At 56.9% G+C, this 18,762-nt stretch carries 14 protein-coding genes; 3 read left to right on the top strand and 11 right to left on the bottom strand.

The genetic code is table 11. The features are described 5' to 3' along the window. Positions 1-176: 176 nt before the first annotated feature. Positions 177-1,613: an aldehyde dehydrogenase gene (aldA, locus tag K6958_RS10730; RefSeq protein ID WP_249891106.1), complete on the top strand. Its 1,437-nt coding sequence runs from the start codon at positions 177-179 to the stop codon at positions 1,611-1,613. 111 nt (positions 1,614-1,724) lie between these two features. Here the strand turns inward: aldA and K6958_RS10735 are convergent, their stop codons facing one another. From K6958_RS10735 to K6958_RS10755, 5 genes are all read right to left on the bottom strand, one after another. Further along, the gene (locus K6958_RS10735; RefSeq protein ID WP_249891107.1) at positions 1,725-2,648 is read right to left on the bottom strand and encodes a LacI family DNA-binding transcriptional regulator; all 924 of its coding nucleotides are present in this window, start codon (positions 2,646-2,648) and stop codon (positions 1,725-1,727) included. Positions 2,649-2,668: 20 nt separating this feature from the next. Then, a complete protein-coding gene (locus K6958_RS10740) occupies positions 2,669-4,063 on the bottom strand; it encodes a glycoside hydrolase family 1 protein (RefSeq protein WP_249891108.1) in 1,395 nt (464 codons plus the stop codon). 11 nt (positions 4,064-4,074) lie between these two features. Continuing rightward, positions 4,075-5,403 carry a PTS sugar transporter subunit IIC gene (locus K6958_RS10745; protein WP_249894665.1) on the bottom strand — a complete coding sequence of 443 codons (1,329 nt, stop codon included), beginning with the start codon at positions 5,401-5,403 and terminating at the stop codon, positions 4,075-4,077. Further along, complete coding sequence (locus tag K6958_RS10750; RefSeq protein WP_249891109.1) at positions 5,403-5,723, bottom strand: PTS sugar transporter subunit IIB; 321 nt, start codon at positions 5,721-5,723, stop codon at positions 5,403-5,405. The genes K6958_RS10745 and K6958_RS10750 overlap by 1 nt, the downstream gene beginning before the upstream one ends. Positions 5,724-5,994: 271 nt before the next feature. Beyond that, positions 5,995-7,581 carry an ABC transporter substrate-binding protein gene (locus K6958_RS10755; protein WP_249891110.1) on the bottom strand — a complete coding sequence of 529 codons (1,587 nt, stop codon included), beginning with the start codon at positions 7,579-7,581 and terminating at the stop codon, positions 5,995-5,997. Between the two features lie 124 nt (positions 7,582-7,705). Here K6958_RS10755 and pepT point away from each other — a divergent pair, with 124 nt between their 5' ends. Further along, the gene (pepT, locus tag K6958_RS10760; protein WP_249891111.1) at positions 7,706-8,932 is read left to right on the top strand and encodes a peptidase T; all 1,227 of its coding nucleotides are present in this window, start codon (positions 7,706-7,708) and stop codon (positions 8,930-8,932) included. Positions 8,933-9,007: 75 nt separating this feature from the next. Here the strand turns inward: pepT and K6958_RS10765 are convergent, their stop codons facing one another. Continuing rightward, a complete protein-coding gene (locus tag K6958_RS10765; protein WP_249891112.1) occupies positions 9,008-9,790 on the bottom strand; it encodes a transporter substrate-binding domain-containing protein in 783 nt (260 codons plus the stop codon). An 18-nt stretch (positions 9,791-9,808) separates the two neighbouring features. Further along, positions 9,809-10,978 (bottom strand): methionine aminotransferase, encoded by a 1,170-nt coding sequence (locus K6958_RS10770; protein ID WP_249891113.1) that lies wholly within the window; start codon positions 10,976-10,978, stop codon positions 9,809-9,811. 122 nt (positions 10,979-11,100) lie between these two features. Between K6958_RS10770 and K6958_RS10775 the strand changes: the two genes are divergently transcribed. Then, a complete protein-coding gene (locus K6958_RS10775) occupies positions 11,101-11,952 on the top strand; it encodes a LysR substrate-binding domain-containing protein (protein WP_249891114.1) in 852 nt (283 codons plus the stop codon). Between the two features lie 17 nt (positions 11,953-11,969). On the opposite strand, the gene K6958_RS10780 is transcribed toward K6958_RS10775, so the two are convergent. From K6958_RS10780 to K6958_RS10795, 4 genes are all read right to left on the bottom strand, one after another. Beyond that, entirely contained in the window at positions 11,970-13,637 is a 1,668-nt protein-coding gene (locus tag K6958_RS10780) for a methyl-accepting chemotaxis protein (protein ID WP_249891115.1), read from the bottom strand. 238 nt (positions 13,638-13,875) lie between these two features. Continuing rightward, on the bottom strand, positions 13,876-15,393 hold the full coding sequence (locus K6958_RS10785) for a carboxylesterase/lipase family protein (RefSeq protein WP_249891116.1): 1,518 nt from the start codon (positions 15,391-15,393) through the stop codon (positions 13,876-13,878). A gap of 287 nt (positions 15,394-15,680) precedes the next feature. Further along, positions 15,681-17,018, bottom strand: a complete 1,338-nt coding sequence (hglS, locus tag K6958_RS10790; protein ID WP_249891117.1) for a 2-oxoadipate dioxygenase/decarboxylase HglS — start codon at positions 17,016-17,018, stop codon at positions 15,681-15,683. 142 nt (positions 17,019-17,160) lie between these two features. Further along, positions 17,161-18,471 carry an MFS transporter gene (locus K6958_RS10795; protein WP_249894666.1) on the bottom strand — a complete coding sequence of 437 codons (1,311 nt, stop codon included), beginning with the start codon at positions 18,469-18,471 and terminating at the stop codon, positions 17,161-17,163. Between the last annotated feature and the right edge of the window lie 291 nt (positions 18,472-18,762).

Below are 18,762 nucleotides of genomic sequence, written 5' to 3' on the forward strand. Positions count from 1 at the left end.
ATTTCAGGTTATGTAATCCAGGTCAGGTCAATTTCTGTATTTTTGCCAGTGAACCGGAATAAATGGCATTCAACGGAAGGTGAATTCCCGGCCCCCAGGTAAAGGTGGCGAGATTAAACAATTTCATATCTTTTTATTAACCAGAAGAAGCAGAATTGATAACGGAGAGCGGGCGCATGGCAACCATTCAAAAACAAATGTATATCGACGGTGAATTTCAGTCTCATCAGGGCGCATGGATTGACGTGATTAACCCGGCGACGGAAGCGGTGATTGCCCAGGTGCCGGAAGGCAGCCGTGAAGACGCGCAGCGCGCCATTGATGCAGCGGAGGCGGCACAGCCGCAGTGGGAAGCGTTACCCGCGGTAGCGCGCGGCGTCTGGCTGCATAAAATCGCCGCCGCCATTCGCCAGCGCGAGCCGGAGCTGACCGCAACCATTGTTGCCGAAGGCGGCAAAACCCAGGGGCTGGCGCAAACCGAAGTGCTGTTTACCGCCGATTATCTGGATTATATGGCGGAGTGGGCGCGACGCTATGAAGGCGAAATCGTGCAGAGCGATCGCCCCAATGAAAACATTTTCGTCTTTAAAAAGGCGATTGGCGTCACCACCGGCATTCTGCCGTGGAACTTCCCTTTCTTTCTGATCGCGCGTAAAGCCGCGCCGGCGCTGATCACCGGCAATACGATTGTGCTGAAGCCCAGCGAAGTGACGCCGCTTAACGCCGTGATCTTTGCAGAAATCGTGCAGCAGGTAGGCCTGCCGAAAGGGGTGTTCAATATTGTTTTCGGCTACGGTCCGGTAGTGGGCCAGGAGCTGGCCGCTAATCCGAAGGTCGGCATGGTCAGCCTGACCGGCAGCGTTAATGCCGGTATTCAGACCATGACAGCGGCGGCGCAGAACGTCACTAAAGTGTCGCTGGAGCTGGGCGGTAAAGCGCCAGCGATTGTCATGAACGATGCCGATGTTGAGTTGGCGGTAAAAGCCATTGTCAGCTCGCGCATCATCAATTCAGGTCAGGTGTGTAACTGCGCAGAGCGCGTCTACGTGCAGGAGGGCATCTATGACGCCTTTATGGCGCGCCTGACGGCAGCGTTCAGCAAGATCACCTACGGCAACCCGGCGGAACAGCACGATGTGGATATGGGGCCGCTGATCAATGCCGCCGCCCTGCAGCGCGTGGAAGAAAAAGTAGCGCATGCGTTACAACAGGGCGCGCAGCTGATTGCCGGCGGTAAGCGGGCCGGTGCGACGGGCTATTTCTTTCAACCCACAATCCTGAGCGGGGTTACGCAGGATATGGCGATCATGCAGGAAGAGATTTTCGGCCCGGTGTTGCCGGTTACCACGTTCCGCACGCTGGACGAGGCGATTGCGCTGGCTAACGACAGTGAATATGGCCTGACCTCCTCGCTCTATACGCAAAATTTGAATACCGCCATGCTGGCCCTGCGCCAGTTAAAATTTGGCGAAACCTATATCAATCGCGAGAATTTTGAAGCAATGCAGGGTTTTCATGCTGGCTGGCGTAAGTCCGGCATCGGCGGCGCGGACGGGCGTCATGGCCTGGAGGAATATCTGCAAACCCACGTTGCCTATTTACAGTTCAGCTAAGGCGGATAAGCAAGCGGCACAGAGCTGCCGCTTGCTTCCCGTACCCCGTGTCCGCTACGTCTGGCGGACTGCAAGTAAAAAGTGACGCTGTCACGCAACGCATCCCCCTTCTTAAGGCGCAATCAGGCTGCCGCGTAGCGGAGGAAAGCAGGACTGCTCGCCGCGGATAAGCTGCAGCGCCCGCTGCGCCAGCATATCCAGCGGCCATGCCATTTGCGGCATCTCAGGCGCGCCTACCACCGGCACCGCGCCGTCCAGGCTGAATACCATCACCTCCTGCGGCACCTGACGCTGATAGCGCCGCAGCAGCGCGATCGCCTCGCGGCTTTTTATATAGTCGGTGACCAGCAGCGCATCGAAAGCGGTATGACGATTGATCAACGTCTGCAGCGCAACGCTAACCGACTCTTCCTGTCCACAGATAAGCTGACGATTATAGGGCAGCGCCGCGCTTTCCAGCGCCGCGCAATAACCCGCCAACACCTGCTCTGCCGCCTCGCCGTGGCTAAAATTAAACAGCACGATTTTGCGCCGCTGCTGGCTGAAAAGGTAATGACAGGCGGTCAGGCTGGCGAACTGGTAATCGATCGCCAGCTGCGGCCCTTCGCCGCCGTCAAGACAATCGATCAGCACCGCCTGTTTCGCCTCCTCCGGCAACGCAAAGCGTGCGCCCACTACCATCACCGCATCACAGCGCCCGGCTCCCAGCTCCTCCATCGCCACCGCCACCGCCGGTGCGCTATTAGCAAAGCGCAGCAGCAGATGTTTGCCATCCTGACTAAGCGCTTTTTCCAGCGCCTGCAGATAGCCGGTAGCCTGCTGGACATGCTCAGTAGCGCAGATAACGCCGATGCAGTGGGTTTTTTGGTAGCTTAAAGACTGGGCAATCGCGTTCGGTTTATAGTTCAGTTTCTCAACGGCGCGCAGCACAGCATCGCGGCTCTCGTCCTTAACGCCGCGACTGCCGCTAAGCACCCGGGAAACGGTTGCTTTTGATACTTTAGCCAGGCGCGAAACATCATTAATACTCGCCATAGGGGTACTTATCTCTCCGCTCAATCGCTGTTTTGCGTAAACCCACGCTCGCTGGCTACGCGTGCAAACCACTCACCGCTTTTTTTCACGCGGCGCTGCTGACTGTCAAGGTCAAGCTGCACAAAACCATAGCGGTTTTTATAAGCGTTGCTCCATGACCAGTTATCGATAAAGGTCCACATATGATACCCCAGGCAGTGCGATCCCTCCTGTAGCGCCCGATGCAGCCAAATTAAATGCTCGCGCACAAAGTCGATGCGATAGTCATCCTGAATCTGGCCGTTCTGCTCAAAGCGCTGTTCATCCTCCACGCCCATGCCGTTTTCAGAGATGAAACAGCGCGGGTTGCCATAATGCTGGCGTAGATTGCTGAGAATGTCATAGATGCCCTTTTCATAGATTTCCCAGCCGCGATACGGATTCATTTTGCGCCCCGGCATCGCATAGTGATCGAAAAACCACTCGGGCATAAACGGGCTGTGCGGATTGACCAGCGCATCGCGGCATTTTACCCGCCGCGGCTGATAGTAGTTGACGCCGAGCACATCGACACGCCCTTCCGCCAGTAACGCGCTATCACCGGGCTGGCTGACGGGCAACTGCTGATGCTCTTCCAGCAGCGCCACCAGCTCGGCCGGATAGTGGCCCAGCAGCGCCGGATCGAGGAAGCTGCGGTTAAAAAAGAGGTCGGCGATGTGCGCAGCCTGTTGATCGGCCGGATGCGTCGAGCGTGGATAAGAAGGCGTCAGATTAAGAATAATGCCGATTTCACCCGCATACTCCCCCTCGCGGAATAACTGTACTGCCCGCGCGTGCGCCAGCATCGTATGAAAAGCCACCGTGGCCGCCCGGCGAAAATCCACCACACAAGGGTAATGGAAATCATACAGGTAGCCGCCCTCTACCGGCACAATCGGCTCATTAAAGGTAAACCAGTGTTTTACCCGATCGCCAAACAGCCGGAAGCAGGTTTGCGCATATTGCGCGTACGCCTCCACCACCTCGCGATTTTCCCAGCCGCCTATTTGCTGCATCGCCATCGGCATATCGAAATGGAACAGATTGATAAAGGGCGTGATGCCCTGGCTGAGCATTTCGTCAATGACCTGATTATAAAAGCGTACCGCCTCCGGGTTCACTGCGCCGCGTCCGTCGGGAATCAAGCGCGACCAGGCTATTGAGGTACGAAAGGTGTTATGCCGCAACTGTTTTAGCAGCGCGATATCTTCACGCCAGTGCTGGTAGAACCCCGAGGTGTGCGCAGGTCCAACCTGACGATGAAAGCGGGTCGGTGATTCGGCAAACCAGCGATCCCAGATGGTTTCACTTTTGCCAAATTGCAGGCTGGCGCCCTCGGTTTGGGGCGCGCTGCTGGCGCTGCCCCACCAGAAGTCTGCGGGAAACTGATAATGCATGAAGTGGCTCCTCAGGGGGTTTGCAATCCGGCGCCGGGCGCCGCTGCGCTTTCATTCGCCTGCGCTTCCTGCTGCAACAGGCTGCGCTCCCACGCTTTCACGAATGGCAGATAGATCAGAGCGGAAAGCGCCATACAGAACAAACACATAATCACCGGACTGAACGCCCAGTTTGCCGCCCATGACGCGCCAATCGGCGCTGGCGTGGTCCAGGGGGCCATTGAGACCACCTGCGCCACCCAGCCCAGCTTGGTTGCGGTCCAGGCGAAGACGGCGTTAATCATCGGCACCAGGATAAACGGCAGGAAAAATAGCGGGTTCATAATGATTGGCATACCGAAAAGAATCGGTTCATTGATGTTAAAACAGCTCGGCACGATGCCCATTTTGCCGATGGTGCGCAGGTGCGCCGCCCGACTGCGCAGCAGCAGGAATGCCAGCGGCAGCGTAGAGCCAACGCCGCCAATTAACAGATAGAAATCCCAGAAGCCCATCAGATAGGTATGCGGCAAAACCTGCCCCGCTTCCAGCGCCGCCTGGTTGGCGGCCAGGTTGGTCAGCCAGAACGGATTCATAATGCCGGTGACGATCAGCGCGCCATGGATGCCGGCAAACCAGAGGATCTGGCAAATCAGCACTGAAAGCAGTACCGCCGGTAAGGAATCCGAAGCGGATACCAGCGGCTGCAGCAGATGCATAATCGCCTGTGGGATGATCATCCCGGTCCAGGAGGCGACCAGCAAATTCAGCGGATGCAGCGTGGCGACAATTACTATCACCGGGATCAAAATTTCAAACGAGCGCGCCACGCCGGTGGGCACCTCTTTCGGCAGGCGAATAGTGATATTTTTCCGCTTCAGCAGCGCATAGATTTCGCTGGTGTAGATAGCGGTGAGGATCGCGGTAAAAATGCCCTGGCCGGAGAAATAATCGGTAGCGATTTTACCGTCCTGATAAGGCGCGGCCACCAGCAGGAAGCCCATAAAGGCCAGCAGGCCGGTCATTACCGGATCGAGCTTATAGTGCCGCCCCAGGCTGGCGCCGATGCCAACCGAGATGAAAAAGGTCATCACGCCCATGCTGAGATAGTACGGCAGCATCAGCTGGTCACGATGACGCAGGGAAAAATCGAGCCAGCCGCGCGCGAAAGCCCACTGGCTGTCTGCGGCAAACGGCGGGAAGATAAATACCAGCATAAACGAGCCGATGATCATAAACGGCAATGCTGAGACAAAACCGTCGCGGATAGCGATAACATGCCGCTGCTGGCCGACAGCGCCGGCCAGCGGCGTAATTTTCCGCTCAATGATGTCAATTAAGCCCTGATAAAGTGATGCCATCATGCCCCCCCTTTCTGCTCAATCAGCTGTAGCGCATAATCCAGCACCTTATCGCCGCGCATGGTGCCGTAATCCATCATATTGATGGTGGCGACCGGAATGCCGATGCTGGCAGTTTTCGCCGCCAGACTCGCCTGCATATATTTCACCTGCGGCCCCAGCAGCACCACCTGGTAATCGGCAAAGCGCTCATCAAATTCGGTGGCGCTGAAAGCGGCGATTTCCGCTTCCAGCCCGCGACTGGCGGCTTCATCCTGCATTTTCTTTACCAGCATGCTGGTAGACATTCCGGCGGAACAGCAAAGCATTATTTTATACATGACCTTTACCTTCTCACGGTTTCGACCTGCCTATAGGAAACAATATGGAAACCGGTTTCCATAGCGAGCATATTATTTTGCGAGAGAGTTCATGAATTGCGGCAGGGAAAAAAGAGGCGCTGTGAGATTGTTCACGAATATTAATCAAACATCGCTGGTTGCGGCGCCGTAAAATCCTTTTTCCACAAGCCGAAGCCTGTTGCTGATCGTTTTCAAGGCGGCGCGGGCCTGGCCCGCGCCTGGCTTTAATCAATCTGATGCGGCCTGCCGGTCAGGGTTTAACATCCACCTGATAAAAGATGTGTTTGCCGAAAGGATCGATTTGGTAACCCGTCACTTCCTTACGCACCGGTTCAAACAGGGTTGAATGGGCGATCATGACCGCCGGCGCCTGATCATGCATGATCTGCTGCGCCTGCTGGTATAGCTGAATGCGCTGGTTGTGATCCTGCTCGGTGCGCGCCTGATTAATCAGCTTTTCAAACGGTTGATAACACCATTTAGACGAGTTGGAACCGCCGTTGGCGGCGGTGCAGCTAAACAGCGGGCTAAAGAAATTATCCGGATCGCCGGTGGCGGTGGTCCAGCCCATCAGCGCCGCCTGATGCTCGCCGTTTTTCACCCGCTTCAGGTACTCTCCCCACTCATAGCTGACAATGCGCGCCTTAATGCCCACTTTCGCCCAGTCCGACTGGATCATCTCTGCCATGCGCCGCGCGTTGGGATTATAAGGACGCTGCACCGGCATCGCCCAGAGATCGATGGTGGTACCCGGCGTAATGCCGGCCTGCGTCAGCAGCTGTTTCGCCTGTTCCGGGTCCCATGCATAGTCCTGCAATGCGCTGTCGGCACTCCAGACATCGGGCGGTAACAGATTTTTCGCCGCGCTGCCGGTGCCATGGAAGATCGCCTCAATAATAGCTGGCTTATTGATCGCCATGGTCAGCGCCTGACGCACTTTGACATTATCCAGCGGCGGCTTTTGCGTATTAAAGGCAAGGAAGCCGGTATTCAGACCCGACTTTTGCATCAGCACCAGATCGGGGTTTTGCCGCATTCGCGGCAGATCGGCCGGATTGGGAAACGGCATCACCTGGCATTCATTCTTTTCCAGCTTGGCATAGCGTACCGAGGCGTCAGGCGTAATGGTAAAAACCAGTCGATCCAACTTCGCTTTGCCCTGCCAGTAGCCGGGAAAGGCTTTATAGAGAATGCGCGAATCTTTTTGATACTGCATCAGTTGGAAAGGCCCAGTACCGATAGGCTCCTGGTCGACGCGCTCCGGCGTGCCCGCCTTCAACATCTTATCGGCATATTCAGCGGAATGAATAGAGGCGAAGTACCACGCCAAATCGGCCAGGAACGGCGCTTCAGCATGCGCCAGGGTGAAGCGCACCGTGTGATCGTCCACTTTTTCAATCTTCTTGATCAGCGTGCTGAATTCCAGACTTTCAAAATTGGCGTAGGTGCCGCCAGAGACGGTGTGGTAAGGGTTTTTACTGTCCATCTGTCGCATAAAGGAAAAAATCACGTCGTCAGCGTTCAGGTCGCGCGTCGGCTTAAAATATTTGTTGCTGTGGAAATGCACGCCCTGGCGCAGATGGAAGGTGTAAACCGTGCCGTCGGGGCTGATATCCCAGTGTTGCGCCAGGCTGGGTTCCAGTTCCGTGGTGCCGGTTTTAAACTCTACCAGCCGGTTAAAAATGGGCACGGCGCTGGCGTCAACGCTGGTGCCGGACGTATAGAGCTGGGGGTTAAAATTTTCTGGCGATCCCTCTGCGCAGTAAACCAGCGTTTTCGCCGCTGCCGCCGTGCTCAACAGCATCATTAGCGCCACGCCCGTTACGGTTTTTTTCATCTCCGTCCTCGCTTTTAGTTGACTTAATCCGCTGGCAATGTGTAAAACAATTTAACATCTGGTTAATAAATAACATGTTTTCTCCGTTCCCTGAACACTTAATCATCATGAATAAGGAAGCGCTATGAATGACAGGCTGGCCCGCCAGTTAACCGACCGCTTTTACCGCTATCTTGCCGTCAGCAGTCAGAGCAATGCCGCTGTGCAAACCCTGCCCAGCACGCCGGAACAGCATCAGATGGCGCGCCTGCTGGCGTCGGAGCTGGAGGCGCTTGGCCTGCAGCAGGTCACCATCGATCAGCACGCCACGGTCACCGCCGTGAAGCCCGGCAAGCGAGCCGGTGCGCCGCGCATTGGCTTTATCACCCATATCGATACCGTAGATGTCGGTCTGTCGCCGCATATTCATCCGCAGACGCTACGCTTTACCGGCGAGGATCTCTGTTTGAATACGCAGCAGGATATCTGGCTGCGCGTTAGCGAACATCCGGAGATCCTGCCCTACCGTGGCCAGGAAATTATTTTTAGCGACGGCACCAGCGTGCTGGGCGCCGACAATAAAGCGGCGGTTAGCGTGGTCATGACACTGATGGAAAACCTTAACGGCGATCATGGCGACGTGGTGGTGGCCTTTGTGCCGGATGAGGAGATTGGCCTGCGCGGCGCCAAAGCGTTGGATCTGGAAACGCGTTTCAACGTTGATTTTGCCTGGACTATCGACTGCTGTGAGCTGGGCGAAGTGGTGTATGAAAACTTTAACGGCGCGGCGGCGGAAATTATCTTTACCGGCGTGCCGGCCCACCCGATGTCGGCAAAAGGCGTGCTGGTGAATCCGTTGCTGATGGCGCACGACTTTATCGCCCTTTTCGATCGCCAGCAGACGCCGGAGCAGACCGCCGGGCGCGAAGGCTATATCTGGTTTAATGAAATCACCGCCAATGCCAGCGAGGCGCGGTTAAAAGCCTCAATTCGCGATTTTGATTTGGCGAGCTTCAATCAGCGCAAGCAGCAGATTCGCGACGCCGCGCAGCAGATTGCCGCGCGCTATTCCACCGGTAAGGTGGCGGTGACGCTGAGCGATATTTACAGCAATATCAGCAACGCCATTGGCGATGACCGCCGCGCTATCGATCTGATTTTTACCGCGCTGGCTGAACTGGATATTGAGCCGAAAGTGGTGCCGATGCGCGGCGGCACCGACGGCGCGGCGCTGTCGGCAAAGGGTTTGCTAACCCCCAACTTTTTTACCGGCGCGCATAACTTCCATTCGCGTTTTGAGTTTCTGCCGGTTCCCTCATTTGTGAAATCTTATCTGGTGGCGGAAAAGCTCTGCTACCTGGCGGCGCAATAAACAAAGGGTCACCCGCGGGTGACCCTTTCTGCTCTCTGACACGCCAGGTTAACGTCTGCAGCCTTCCATGGGCGCTTAAGGTTGAGTCACGCTGACATCGATGCCGGGAAAATATTTCTCCGCCAGTTTTTGCAGCGTGCCATCCTGCTGAACCTTAACGATCGCCGCATCCAGCTCGCTTTTCAGCTGCGCATCATCCTTACGCAGGCCAAAGCCGATACCGGAGCCGAGGATTTTATCATCCTCCACCGCCTTGCCGATAAAAGCGTATCCTTTGCCCTGAGGCTTATTCAGAAAGCCAGACTGGCCGGCGGCCGACATCACCAGCGTTCCGTCCAGGCGTCCGGCCAGCATATCGTTATACACCTGGTTTTGATCCTGATAAGCCGTCACGGTTACGCCGTTCGGCTCCCAGTGCCGCTTGGCGTAGGTTTCCTGAATCGAGCCCTGCAGCACGCCGATAGTTTTCCCCTTCAGCCCGGCGGCATCCGCCTGCAAGCCGGCATCTGCCTTGCCCACCAGCATGCTGGGAATGCGGTAGATCGGCTGGGTAAAGGCGATGCTTTTCATCCGTGCCTCGGTGATATTCATTGCTGAATTGATCGCGTCGAATTTTTTCGCCATCAGACCAGGGATCAGCGCGTCAAAGCTACTTTCCACCCAGCTGCAGGAGAAGCGCCCCGCCTGACAAATCGCCTGACCCAGTTCAATATCGAACCCTTCCAGCTCGCCCTGCGCGTTGCGACTCTCAAACGGCGGATATTGCGACTCTACACCAAAGCGCAGCGTACCCTGCGCCGCGACCTGCGTGGCGCTAAACAGGCCGAATGCCAGCCAAAGCCAGGCGTGTTTTTTCATGGTTTTTCCTCATGGTAATTAGCGTGCTTTAAGCAGACAGAGCGCCTGCGCGCCCGCCTGTAACGTCGTCTCATCTTTGGCGAATGAGAGCCGGATTAAACGGTTATCCGTTCCGTCGCTATAAAAGGCAGAGAGTGGGATGGTGGCCACGCCATGCTCGATGATCAGCCGTTTCACCATCTCGCTGTCGCTTTCGTCGCTAAAGTGGCGATAGCTTGCCAGCATAAAAAAGGAACCGGCGGTCGGCAGCAGTTCGAACGGCGATTCCTGCAGCAGCGACGCCAGCAGATCGCGCTTCTGCTGATAGAACCCCGCCAGCGAATGATAGTGAGACGGCTCGCGCAGCCAGTCGGCAAAAGCAACCTGCATGGGCGTGTCGGCGGCATACATTAAAAACTGATGCACCTTGAGCACCTCCTTCATCAGCTCGGCGGGCGCCAGACAATAGCCGACGCGCCAGCCAGTAACGTGAAAGGTTTTGCCGAAGGATGAGACAATAACGCTGCGCTGCGCCAGCTCAGGATGAGTCGCCATACTATGATGGCGGCGCCCGTCGAACAGGATATGCTCATACACCTCGTCGGAAAGTACGATAATGTCGCTGTTGCGCGTCAGCGCGGCGAGCTGCGCCAGATCGTCGGCGCTAAGCGCCTGCCCGCTGGGGTTATGCGGCGTATTGATAATGATCATGCGGGTACGCGGCGTTATAGCTGCGCGTACTTCATCCCAGTCGATAGCAAACTGCGGCACCTTGAGCTTTAATCCTACCGGCGTCGCACCCTGCAAACGGACTACCGGCGCATAGCTGTCAAAGGCCGGTTCAAAAAAGATCACCTCATCACCGGCATGCACCAGCCCGGCGATCGCCGCATAGAGTCCTTCGCTGGCGCTGGCGGTAATCAGCACTTCGCTGGCAACGTCATAAGCCTGGCCATACAGCGTGTGAACTTTTTCCGCCAGCGCCTCTTTTAACGCCGGGAGCCCGGTCATCGGGGCATACTGATTATGACCGGCGCGCATCGCCTGATTCACGCTGGCGATTAGCGCCTCATCACAGGGAAAGTCGGGGGCGCCCTGCGCCAGATTAATGGCGTGATGCTGTGCGGAAAGCTGTCCGATGACGCTAAAGATAGTGGTGCCGACATCCGGCAGTTTTGAGCGCAGCGTTACCGTCGAAGACAAAGTCATCCCATACCTCAGTGAATAAATATACATATTAATTATATATCCATTCAAACCGAGCCCACTTGTGACGGCAAGCGAATTGTTGTCATAATAGCTATGCGTAAAACTCATAGCTCAGGATGCTTATGGTTCATCAACCGCTGCCGCTGAATGCCGTTTATGCTTTTCTGGTTACCGCGCGCCACCTTAATTTAACCCGTGCCGCCGATGAGCTCTGTCTGACGCAGGGCGCGGTAAGCCGTAAAATCGCCGCGCTGGAAAAATGGCTGGGCTTTGCCCTGTTCGATCGTCACGCACGCGGCCTGCATTTGACCGCGCGCGGCGCGGCTATGCTGCCGCAGCTGAAACAGGGCTATGAATTGATGCTGAACGCGGCTGAACAGGCGCGTCAGCCCGATAATGCCCTGAGCCTGCGCGCGCCCAGCTGCGTTATGCGCTGGCTACTGCCGAAGCTGGTGCAGCTGGAGCAGCAGCATCCCGAGCTGCACGTTAAGCTGACGACCACCCTGGCGCATAATTATCAGCTGGAAAATTTCGATGCGGCCATCGTCTACGGCATCGCCCCAGTGGGCAGCCATCTATTGTTTGAGGAACGGCTGACGCCGGTAATGGCAGAGAGCCTGCTGGATAACCCGCCGCTAACCATCGCCGATCTCGCCCGCTTTACTTTTTTGCATCCCACCAATGACGAGCGCGACTGGCAGCTGTGGCTAAAGGCGCAAAAGGTTGAACTGCCTATGCGGCGTAATCAGCACTTCGCCACTATGGATCTGGCTATCGGCGCGGCGATTCAGGGATTTGGCGTGACCGTTGCGGATATCAAACTGGTGAAAAGCGACCTGGCGGCACAGCGGCTGATCGCCCCGTTCGCCCCTGCGGTGAAAACCGGCGCGGCTTATAGCTTAATCAGCCGCGAAGGAAAAGAAACGCCACCACATCTCGCGACGCTGGTGGCGTGGCTCTGTCAGCCCGACTGACAGCCGGGCGCGGACGCTTAGAAGGAGACCCACTCATCCGCCGCGCCGCTGGCTACCGGAGCAGGCTGGCGAGCGGGCGTGTTTTTCAGTACCGGCGTTTTTACCGGCTCCGGCTGCTGCCGATCGTTAGCAGAAAGGCGGAAGCGGGCGACCGAACGCTGTAAATCTTCGGTTTGACGCTCCAGCGCGGCAGCAGCGGCGGAAACCTCTTCCACCAGCGAGGCGTTTTGCTGCGTGACGCTGTCCATCTCTGCGACGGCGGTCCCTACCTGCTCGATGCCTTTGCTCTGCTCTTCTGAGGCGGCGGCAATCTGCTTCATGATTTCAGTTACGTCGCTGACCGCTCTGACGATGGCGCTCATGGTGCTGCCCGCTTCGTTCACCAGCTTCGAGCCGCTATCGACTCGCGCCACGGAATCGCCAATCAGAGATTCGATCTCTTTCGCGGCTCCGGCGCTGCGCTGCGCCAGATTACGCACTTCGCTGGCCACCACCGCAAAGCCGCGGCCCTGCTCGCCTGCACGCGCCGCTTCTACCGCCGCGTTCAACGCCAGGATATTAGTCTGGAATGCGATGCTGTTGATCACGCTGGTAATCTCAGCGATTTTTTTCGAACTGTCGGAGATGCCGGACATGGTCTGCACCACATCGTTCACCAGCTTGCCGCCCTGGCCTGCGGTCAGCGAGGCGTTATCCGCCAGATCGCTTGCCTGGCGCGCGTTATCGGCGTTCAGCTTCACGGTGGCGGTAAGCTGTTCCATGCTGGCTGCGGTCTGCTCCAGCGCGGCCGCCTGCTGCTCGGTGCGAGAAGAAAGGTCATTATTTCCCATCGAAATTTCTGCGGCGCCGCGATAGATATTTTCCGTACCGCTACGAATGGCGCTGACCGCCTCACGCAGGTTCTCCTGCATGGCGCGCAGCAACGGCACCAGTTTACCCACGCAGTTGCGGCCAATGTCATCAATCGGCTGGCTTAAGTCGCCCTCGGCTATTTTCCCGAAATGGCCGCGCAGCATTTCCAGCGGGCGTACCAGCATGGTCACCAAATAGCGATCGGTAAACAGCAGAATCAGCAGACCGCAGATCACGGCAACAATAATGGTTATCCGGGTGATAACGGTAATACGGTCAACGGTGACGCGGGTTTGATCCAGCATCAGGCCCGCCGCCGCGTTATATTTTTCCGCCACCGCGCCAAATTCGCGGCTGAGCGTCGGGGTTATGCTGTTGGCATGACGACGATAATCTTCCAGTGGCGCCTGCTGCTGCGCCAGCGCCATCTGCGGCTTAACGCCCTGCTCCAGCAGCTGGCTCCACTTTTCTTCTACGGCAGTTGAAATCTCAGCGTCCATCGGACCGGGCGCGGCGGCCTTAAACTGCGCCAGCTGCTCCGCCATACCATCCAACGCTTTTTGCACGTTGGCAAAGGCTGCCGCATCCGGCGTACCGCCGGTAGCGCGCACTTCCATCACCCGCGATAAGCGCGTAACGAAGCGAAAGTATTGATCGTTGCCTTTGCTCAGGATATTCATCTGCGACACCAGTTGTCGATCGACAGTGTTACCTTCGCTCAGCGCATTTAACGAGTGAACGCTGTACATGCCAACCGCAGACCAAAGCAAACAAAACAGGCCAAGGATGGAAAGCATGACGGCGCGTATGGTGTAGTTCTTTAATAGCTGCATAGCTGCCTCAGTTCGGTCAATAACCGTAGGATATTCCGCCAACTCTGGCGGGCTTATCGACGGTTATCGGCAGCAGCGGCGGAAATTATACTGTTTTATAACATCCGCCCCGCCCGATTTTCTGAAGCTACAGGAAAGGCAGTAAATATAACCTTTTGATAATGGTGGTTATTGCTGACACGTAGCGGTAAAAAAAGCCCAACAAACAATCACTAACGGTGACGGTTTTGTTAAGCAATTACTGAAGTTTTACCATTGCTCGCATTAACAAACGCAGCAAACGCAGGCGTACGCGCATAAAACGGTGCTGCAGAATAACCGCCGCCTCGCCTTTGACGCCAAAGCGCAGCGTGACATCATTGCCGGGATGCCAGGCAGGCCAGGTTGTTTCGCCCGCCAGTTGATGCGAGAACTCTGTCGCGTCATGAGCGAAACGCAGCCAGTATTCGCTGATGCGGCGAGCAAATTGACGATCGCCATCGGTAAACGGGCGATCCGCCAGCTGTGGGTTTTCCGCATTCATGGTCTCCATGACGTAAGGAATCTCGTTGCCGTGCCAGCTGCCGTAACGGCAGAGGTCGCGTGAATTTTCCGATACGTAATCAAAATAGTAGCGCCAGCCCGGTACGCCGCGTCGATGCTGCGCCTGTACCGCCAGCCAGGTAATGGTACCGAAAGCCATATCCCGCGCCACTTTGCGCCCCAGCCGATGGTCATCATGTTCGTCATACAGCGATTTGATCAGCTTTAACAACAGCGGACGGCGCTGGCGTAAACGGGTAATGGTGCTGGTGGCATCAACGCCAAAATATTCCAGCACGCTGGCTTCATCGCTGTTGTAACCGATCATCAACGGATGCCGATGCTGGCGAGCGGCGGCAAACACCTCGACCACCGGCTTCGGCAGCACCCGATCGCCGGCAATTGCGACCGGGCCGTTGCCCAGATGCGGTGGCAATGACCAAAAACTGTCGGCGGGCAACGCGCGCAGATCTGCCGCGCTGGCCTGTTCCAGCCCCAGATGATGCGCCACCGCCACGCCGTTGTTCAGCGCCTCATCACGCTTTTTATCCGGCAGGCTGTAAGCGCTTTGCACGATCCCTTTATGAAACAGCCCGTCCGCCAGCGGCGAGGCGAACAGCGACAGGACGCTGCGCCCGCCGGAGGATTCGCCGAAAAGGGTCACGTTGCGTCGATCGCCGCCAAACGAGGCGATATTGCGCTGCACCCACTGCAGCGCGGCGATCTGATCGAGCAGCGCGAAATTATTGATCGCTTCGCCAGGCGGAAACTCGGCATCCAGTGCCGGATGGGCAAAAAATCCCAGGTGGCCGAGGCGATAATTAAGCGTGACCACCACTACGCCGCGCGCCGCTAACGCTTTACCGTTGTAGGGGGTCAGGCTGCCAGCGCCGATGGTAAAGCCGCCGCCGTGGATCCAGACCATCACCGGCAGCGGGCTCGACGGTTGCACGTCGGGCGACCAGACATTGAGATAAAGGCAATCTTCGCTCAGGTTGCCTGGATCGCCGCCGCCCGCCAGTACGCAATATTCACGCTGCTGCCAGCTGGCGTTGCCCCACTGCGTGGCGTCCCGCACCTCCTTCCACGGAATGGCGGGTTTGGGCGCGCGCCAACGCAGCGGACCAACCGGCGGCGCCGCATAAGGAATACCTTTGAAAACAAAAATGCCGTCATCAACTGCGCCGCGCAATGCACCTTCTGCCGTGTGTATTCTTAAAGATTCATTCTTCATTATTTTTTCCAACGTGAAGCTCGGGCTTATTATTCGCAGGCGCGAATTTATTGTCTATGCTGACGGCGATTTTGCAGATTATGCCGAGGGTAAATTGGCTTTATAAGGTGAAATTCAGATAAACAGAGGGTTTTACCGCTGCGAATGAAGCGACGAGAGCGGTAAAAATAAGCGTATGCGGTAAGATGCTTGCCGTGTGCAGGCCTGGCAAAAGGCACCGGAATGATAAGAAATATGATTTCTTTGGCGCTGGACATTAACGTTCGCCAGCGCCACAGATTAATTATTTACCTTAATCCACAGCGTTGCAGGCTGGCGCTCTGCCGCGCCTCATACAAGGCCATTTCATCAATCACGGCGCTGCCCAATGCCGTTTCAAAGCTGGCCCGGCTGGCTAGCGCTGAAAAGGCTTCCTGCGGCTGACCGCCGAGATTGGACTGGAAGATACCGGCGGCGCTGACCGGCAAAAAATCCTCATAAACCTGCGGATCGGCAATCAGCAGTCCCTGGTCAATCAGGGATTCTTTATCAGCAGCGGGCGAGAACCCTTGCCGTTTGCCCTTTTCCGTTAACCGATACTCAAACCAGGCAAGCTGCTGCTGACGCAACAGCCGTTCATTATCGGGAAAGTCATGGAACACCTCGGCCAGATGCTGTTGATGCTGCTGGTTACTGACGCCGCTGCCCGCCAGCGCTAAAAGGCTATCGTAACGCTGCTGCCCCGCCGGCGTGAGCGCAACGCCACGCTGTTCGATCTCGCCAAAGCGTGCCGTGTGGCTGCCTTCGCCGCCATCGCAAAAGATAACCGGCTCTTCCAGCGCTTTAAAACTGGTCTGACGCAATAAAATCGGCACCTGACGGCGCGGCGGCCCCTCAATTATCGCTTTTGGCACTATCCCTCGCTCCGGCATCAGCGTCTGCACCCGATCGATATCCAGCGTGCGCGGCGTAAGATGATTGATATGACAACCGGGAAAACAGACCACGTCGGCAATCAGGCGATGCTGCTGATGCAGCGCCTGATAAGTGGCGCGATCGACGGTGGTCTGGCGATGCCAGCGAAAGGTCTCCAGCGCCTCGCGCACGAATTCGGCGGCAGTTGGCTCGTCAAAGCCCCCCTGCTGCTGGTGCTGCCTGATTAACGCCAGGCAGCGCGGAGTAAAAATCTGTCGGGCCGCCAGTATCGCCTGCGCTTTTTGTCGTAGCGCAGCATCCTCAATCAATTCCAGCCGCAGCAATGAGGTGAAGAGCCGAAACGGGTTACGGCGCAGAGCGTCGGCCGCTATCGGCCGAAAAGCCGTGGAGTGAACCGGTACGCCCGCCGGCGCCAGATCGTAATAGCCCACCGGATGCATACCCATAATGGCAAAAAGCTGCCGTAGCGTGTTCAGCTCCTGCGCGCTGCCAACGCGGATCGCGCCATGCCGCTCTACGCTCAAACGCGACAGCTCATCCGCCGCCGTTAGCCGCTCGGCCAGCACGCGATCCTGCGCCAGCACCTGCTGATTGACCTCCGCCACCAGCGTTAATAGAGTGCCGTACTGCGGCACTTCCTGCTGATACATCACGGACATTGCCTGAGAAAAACGTTCCCGCAGCGCGTCCGCGCTAACAAACTTTTGCATAACACCGCCTTTTTTTGCGTTTCTCTGCTGCCACTGTAGAGCAAGCAAAAAACGGGCGGAAAAAAGGTATTAAATTTGTGATCGCGATGGTGAAAGCGGCACGACGCTGGCTGTCACGCCCTCTTTACAAGCGCTACGCCTCTCAGCCCCAGCGCTGTTTCGCCAGCAGCATCAGCGAAGTAACAACCGCAGGCAAAGCCAGCAGCATAAAAATGTGGCTGAAGTGCCAGCCCAGCGCCAGCATTTCCGCCCCGGCAAAGGCGCTAAGGATAGCGCCGATGCGGCCGATGCCGTGCATCCAGCTGGAGCCGGTCGCGCGTGCCGCTGTGGGATAGTAACTGGCGGCCAGCGCATTCATTCCGGTATTGGCACCGTTAAAACAGAAGCCGCAGCAAAAAGCGATGATAGCCATCAGCAGCGGCTGGGCCGGCGCGCAGCCCAGCAGAATCGTCGCCAGCGCGCCGCCAAAATAGATGGCCGCCAGCGCCAGGTTGGCATTGACCCGATCCATTAACCAGCCGGCAAACAGCGATCCCAACGTGCCGCCCGCCTGATACATGGCGGTAATCAGCGCGGCGGCGGTGACGCCTAATCCCAGATCGCCTATCAGCGCAGGCATCCAACTGCCGATCAGATAGACCAGAAACAGGCCCATAAAGTAGCCGCCCCACAGCATCAGGCTGCCAAAGCGGTATTGCCCGGAAAGCACGGTGCGGATACCGCCCGCGCCCGGCAGCGGCGTGGGATAGACAAAGGTACTGCCGGGCGAAGTGCTGCCCGGCCACATTTTTTCTACGATAGCGCGAATGCGCCAGTGCGGCGCCTGCTGCGCCAGCAAAAAGCGCACCGATTCCGGCAGATAACGCAGCAGTAGCGGCAGCAGCAGCAGCGGTAAAATGCCGCCCAGCAACAGCACTGCATGCCATCCGTAGGTTGGGATCAGCCAGGAGGCGGCGAAACCGCCGCTGGCCGCGCCGAAGGTAAAACCGCAAAACACCACGGTAATCAGGAAAGCGCGCTGTCGCTCGGGCGCATATTCAGAGACCAGCGTGCCCACGTTCGGCATCGCGGCCCCCAGCCCCAGCCCGGTAAGCAGGCGGAACAGCATCATCTGCTCGATGTTTTGCGCCATCGCCGTCGCCAACGTCCAGAGGCCAAAAAAGAATACGCTGCTGATGATGATCCAGCGTCGTCCGTAACGATCGGCCAGCGGACCGGCAAACATCGCGCCTAAGGCCAGCCCAACCAACGCGGCGCCAATCGCCATACCAAGCTGATGACTGGATATTTGCCAGGCGCTGCGCAAGGCGGGCGCAATAAAGCCCATCAGCGCAATGTCCATGCCATCCAGCGCGACAATAATAAAGCAGAGAGCGATAATCCGGCGTTGAAATGCGCTTATGGCGTGCTGGTTAATGCGCTGGCGAACGTCAATGGCCTTTATGCTGTCCAGAAGTCTGCTCCCTGTGGCTGGTTAACGAATAAAGCGCCCGGTGAAGATAAAAACGCCTTATGATAGCGAAACGCTGTGCCCTGCCGCCATGACTTTGCGGCTAACTGAAATTTTCTCAACAATGCATTCTGTTTATCCATTAGCGCTGCGCTTAACCATGCAGAAAAGTTATGGTCTACAGCGCAAAGATTACCTTCGCAATGGCTAAAAACGGCTATTCCCTGTGCAAAGCGCAATAATGTTAAATTTAATTTGCAATAAAGTTAACAAAATTGCAGCCTGCTGCTTGCC

It is taken from the genome of Mixta hanseatica, from assembly GCF_023517775.1.
Classification (GTDB): Bacteria; Pseudomonadota; Gammaproteobacteria; order Enterobacterales; family Enterobacteriaceae; genus Mixta; species Mixta hanseatica.

Coding starts and splice junctions, on each gene's coding strand:
- aldA (WP_249891106.1), top strand. CDS start 177: ATGGCAACCATTCAAAAACAAATGTATATCGACGGTGAATTTCAGTCT.
- K6958_RS10735 (WP_249891107.1), bottom strand. CDS start 2,648: ATGGCGAGTATTAATGATGTTTCGCGCCTGGCTAAAGTATCAAAAGCA.
- K6958_RS10740 (WP_249891108.1), bottom strand. CDS start 4,063: ATGCATTATCAGTTTCCCGCAGACTTCTGGTGGGGCAGCGCCAGCAGC.
- K6958_RS10745 (WP_249894665.1), bottom strand. CDS start 5,403: ATGGCATCACTTTATCAGGGCTTAATTGACATCATTGAGCGGAAAATT.
- K6958_RS10750 (WP_249891109.1), bottom strand. CDS start 5,723: ATGTATAAAATAATGCTTTGCTGTTCCGCCGGAATGTCTACCAGCATG.
- K6958_RS10755 (WP_249891110.1), bottom strand. CDS start 7,581: ATGAAAAAAACCGTAACGGGCGTGGCGCTAATGATGCTGTTGAGCACG.
- pepT (WP_249891111.1), top strand. CDS start 7,706: ATGAATGACAGGCTGGCCCGCCAGTTAACCGACCGCTTTTACCGCTAT.
- K6958_RS10765 (WP_249891112.1), bottom strand. CDS start 9,790: ATGAAAAAACACGCCTGGCTTTGGCTGGCATTCGGCCTGTTTAGCGCC.
- K6958_RS10770 (WP_249891113.1), bottom strand. CDS start 10,978: ATGACTTTGTCTTCGACGGTAACGCTGCGCTCAAAACTGCCGGATGTC.
- K6958_RS10775 (WP_249891114.1), top strand. CDS start 11,101: ATGGTTCATCAACCGCTGCCGCTGAATGCCGTTTATGCTTTTCTGGTT.
- K6958_RS10780 (WP_249891115.1), bottom strand. CDS start 13,637: ATGCAGCTATTAAAGAACTACACCATACGCGCCGTCATGCTTTCCATC.
- K6958_RS10785 (WP_249891116.1), bottom strand. CDS start 15,393: ATGAAGAATGAATCTTTAAGAATACACACGGCAGAAGGTGCATTGCGC.
- hglS (WP_249891117.1), bottom strand. CDS start 17,018: ATGCAAAAGTTTGTTAGCGCGGACGCGCTGCGGGAACGTTTTTCTCAG.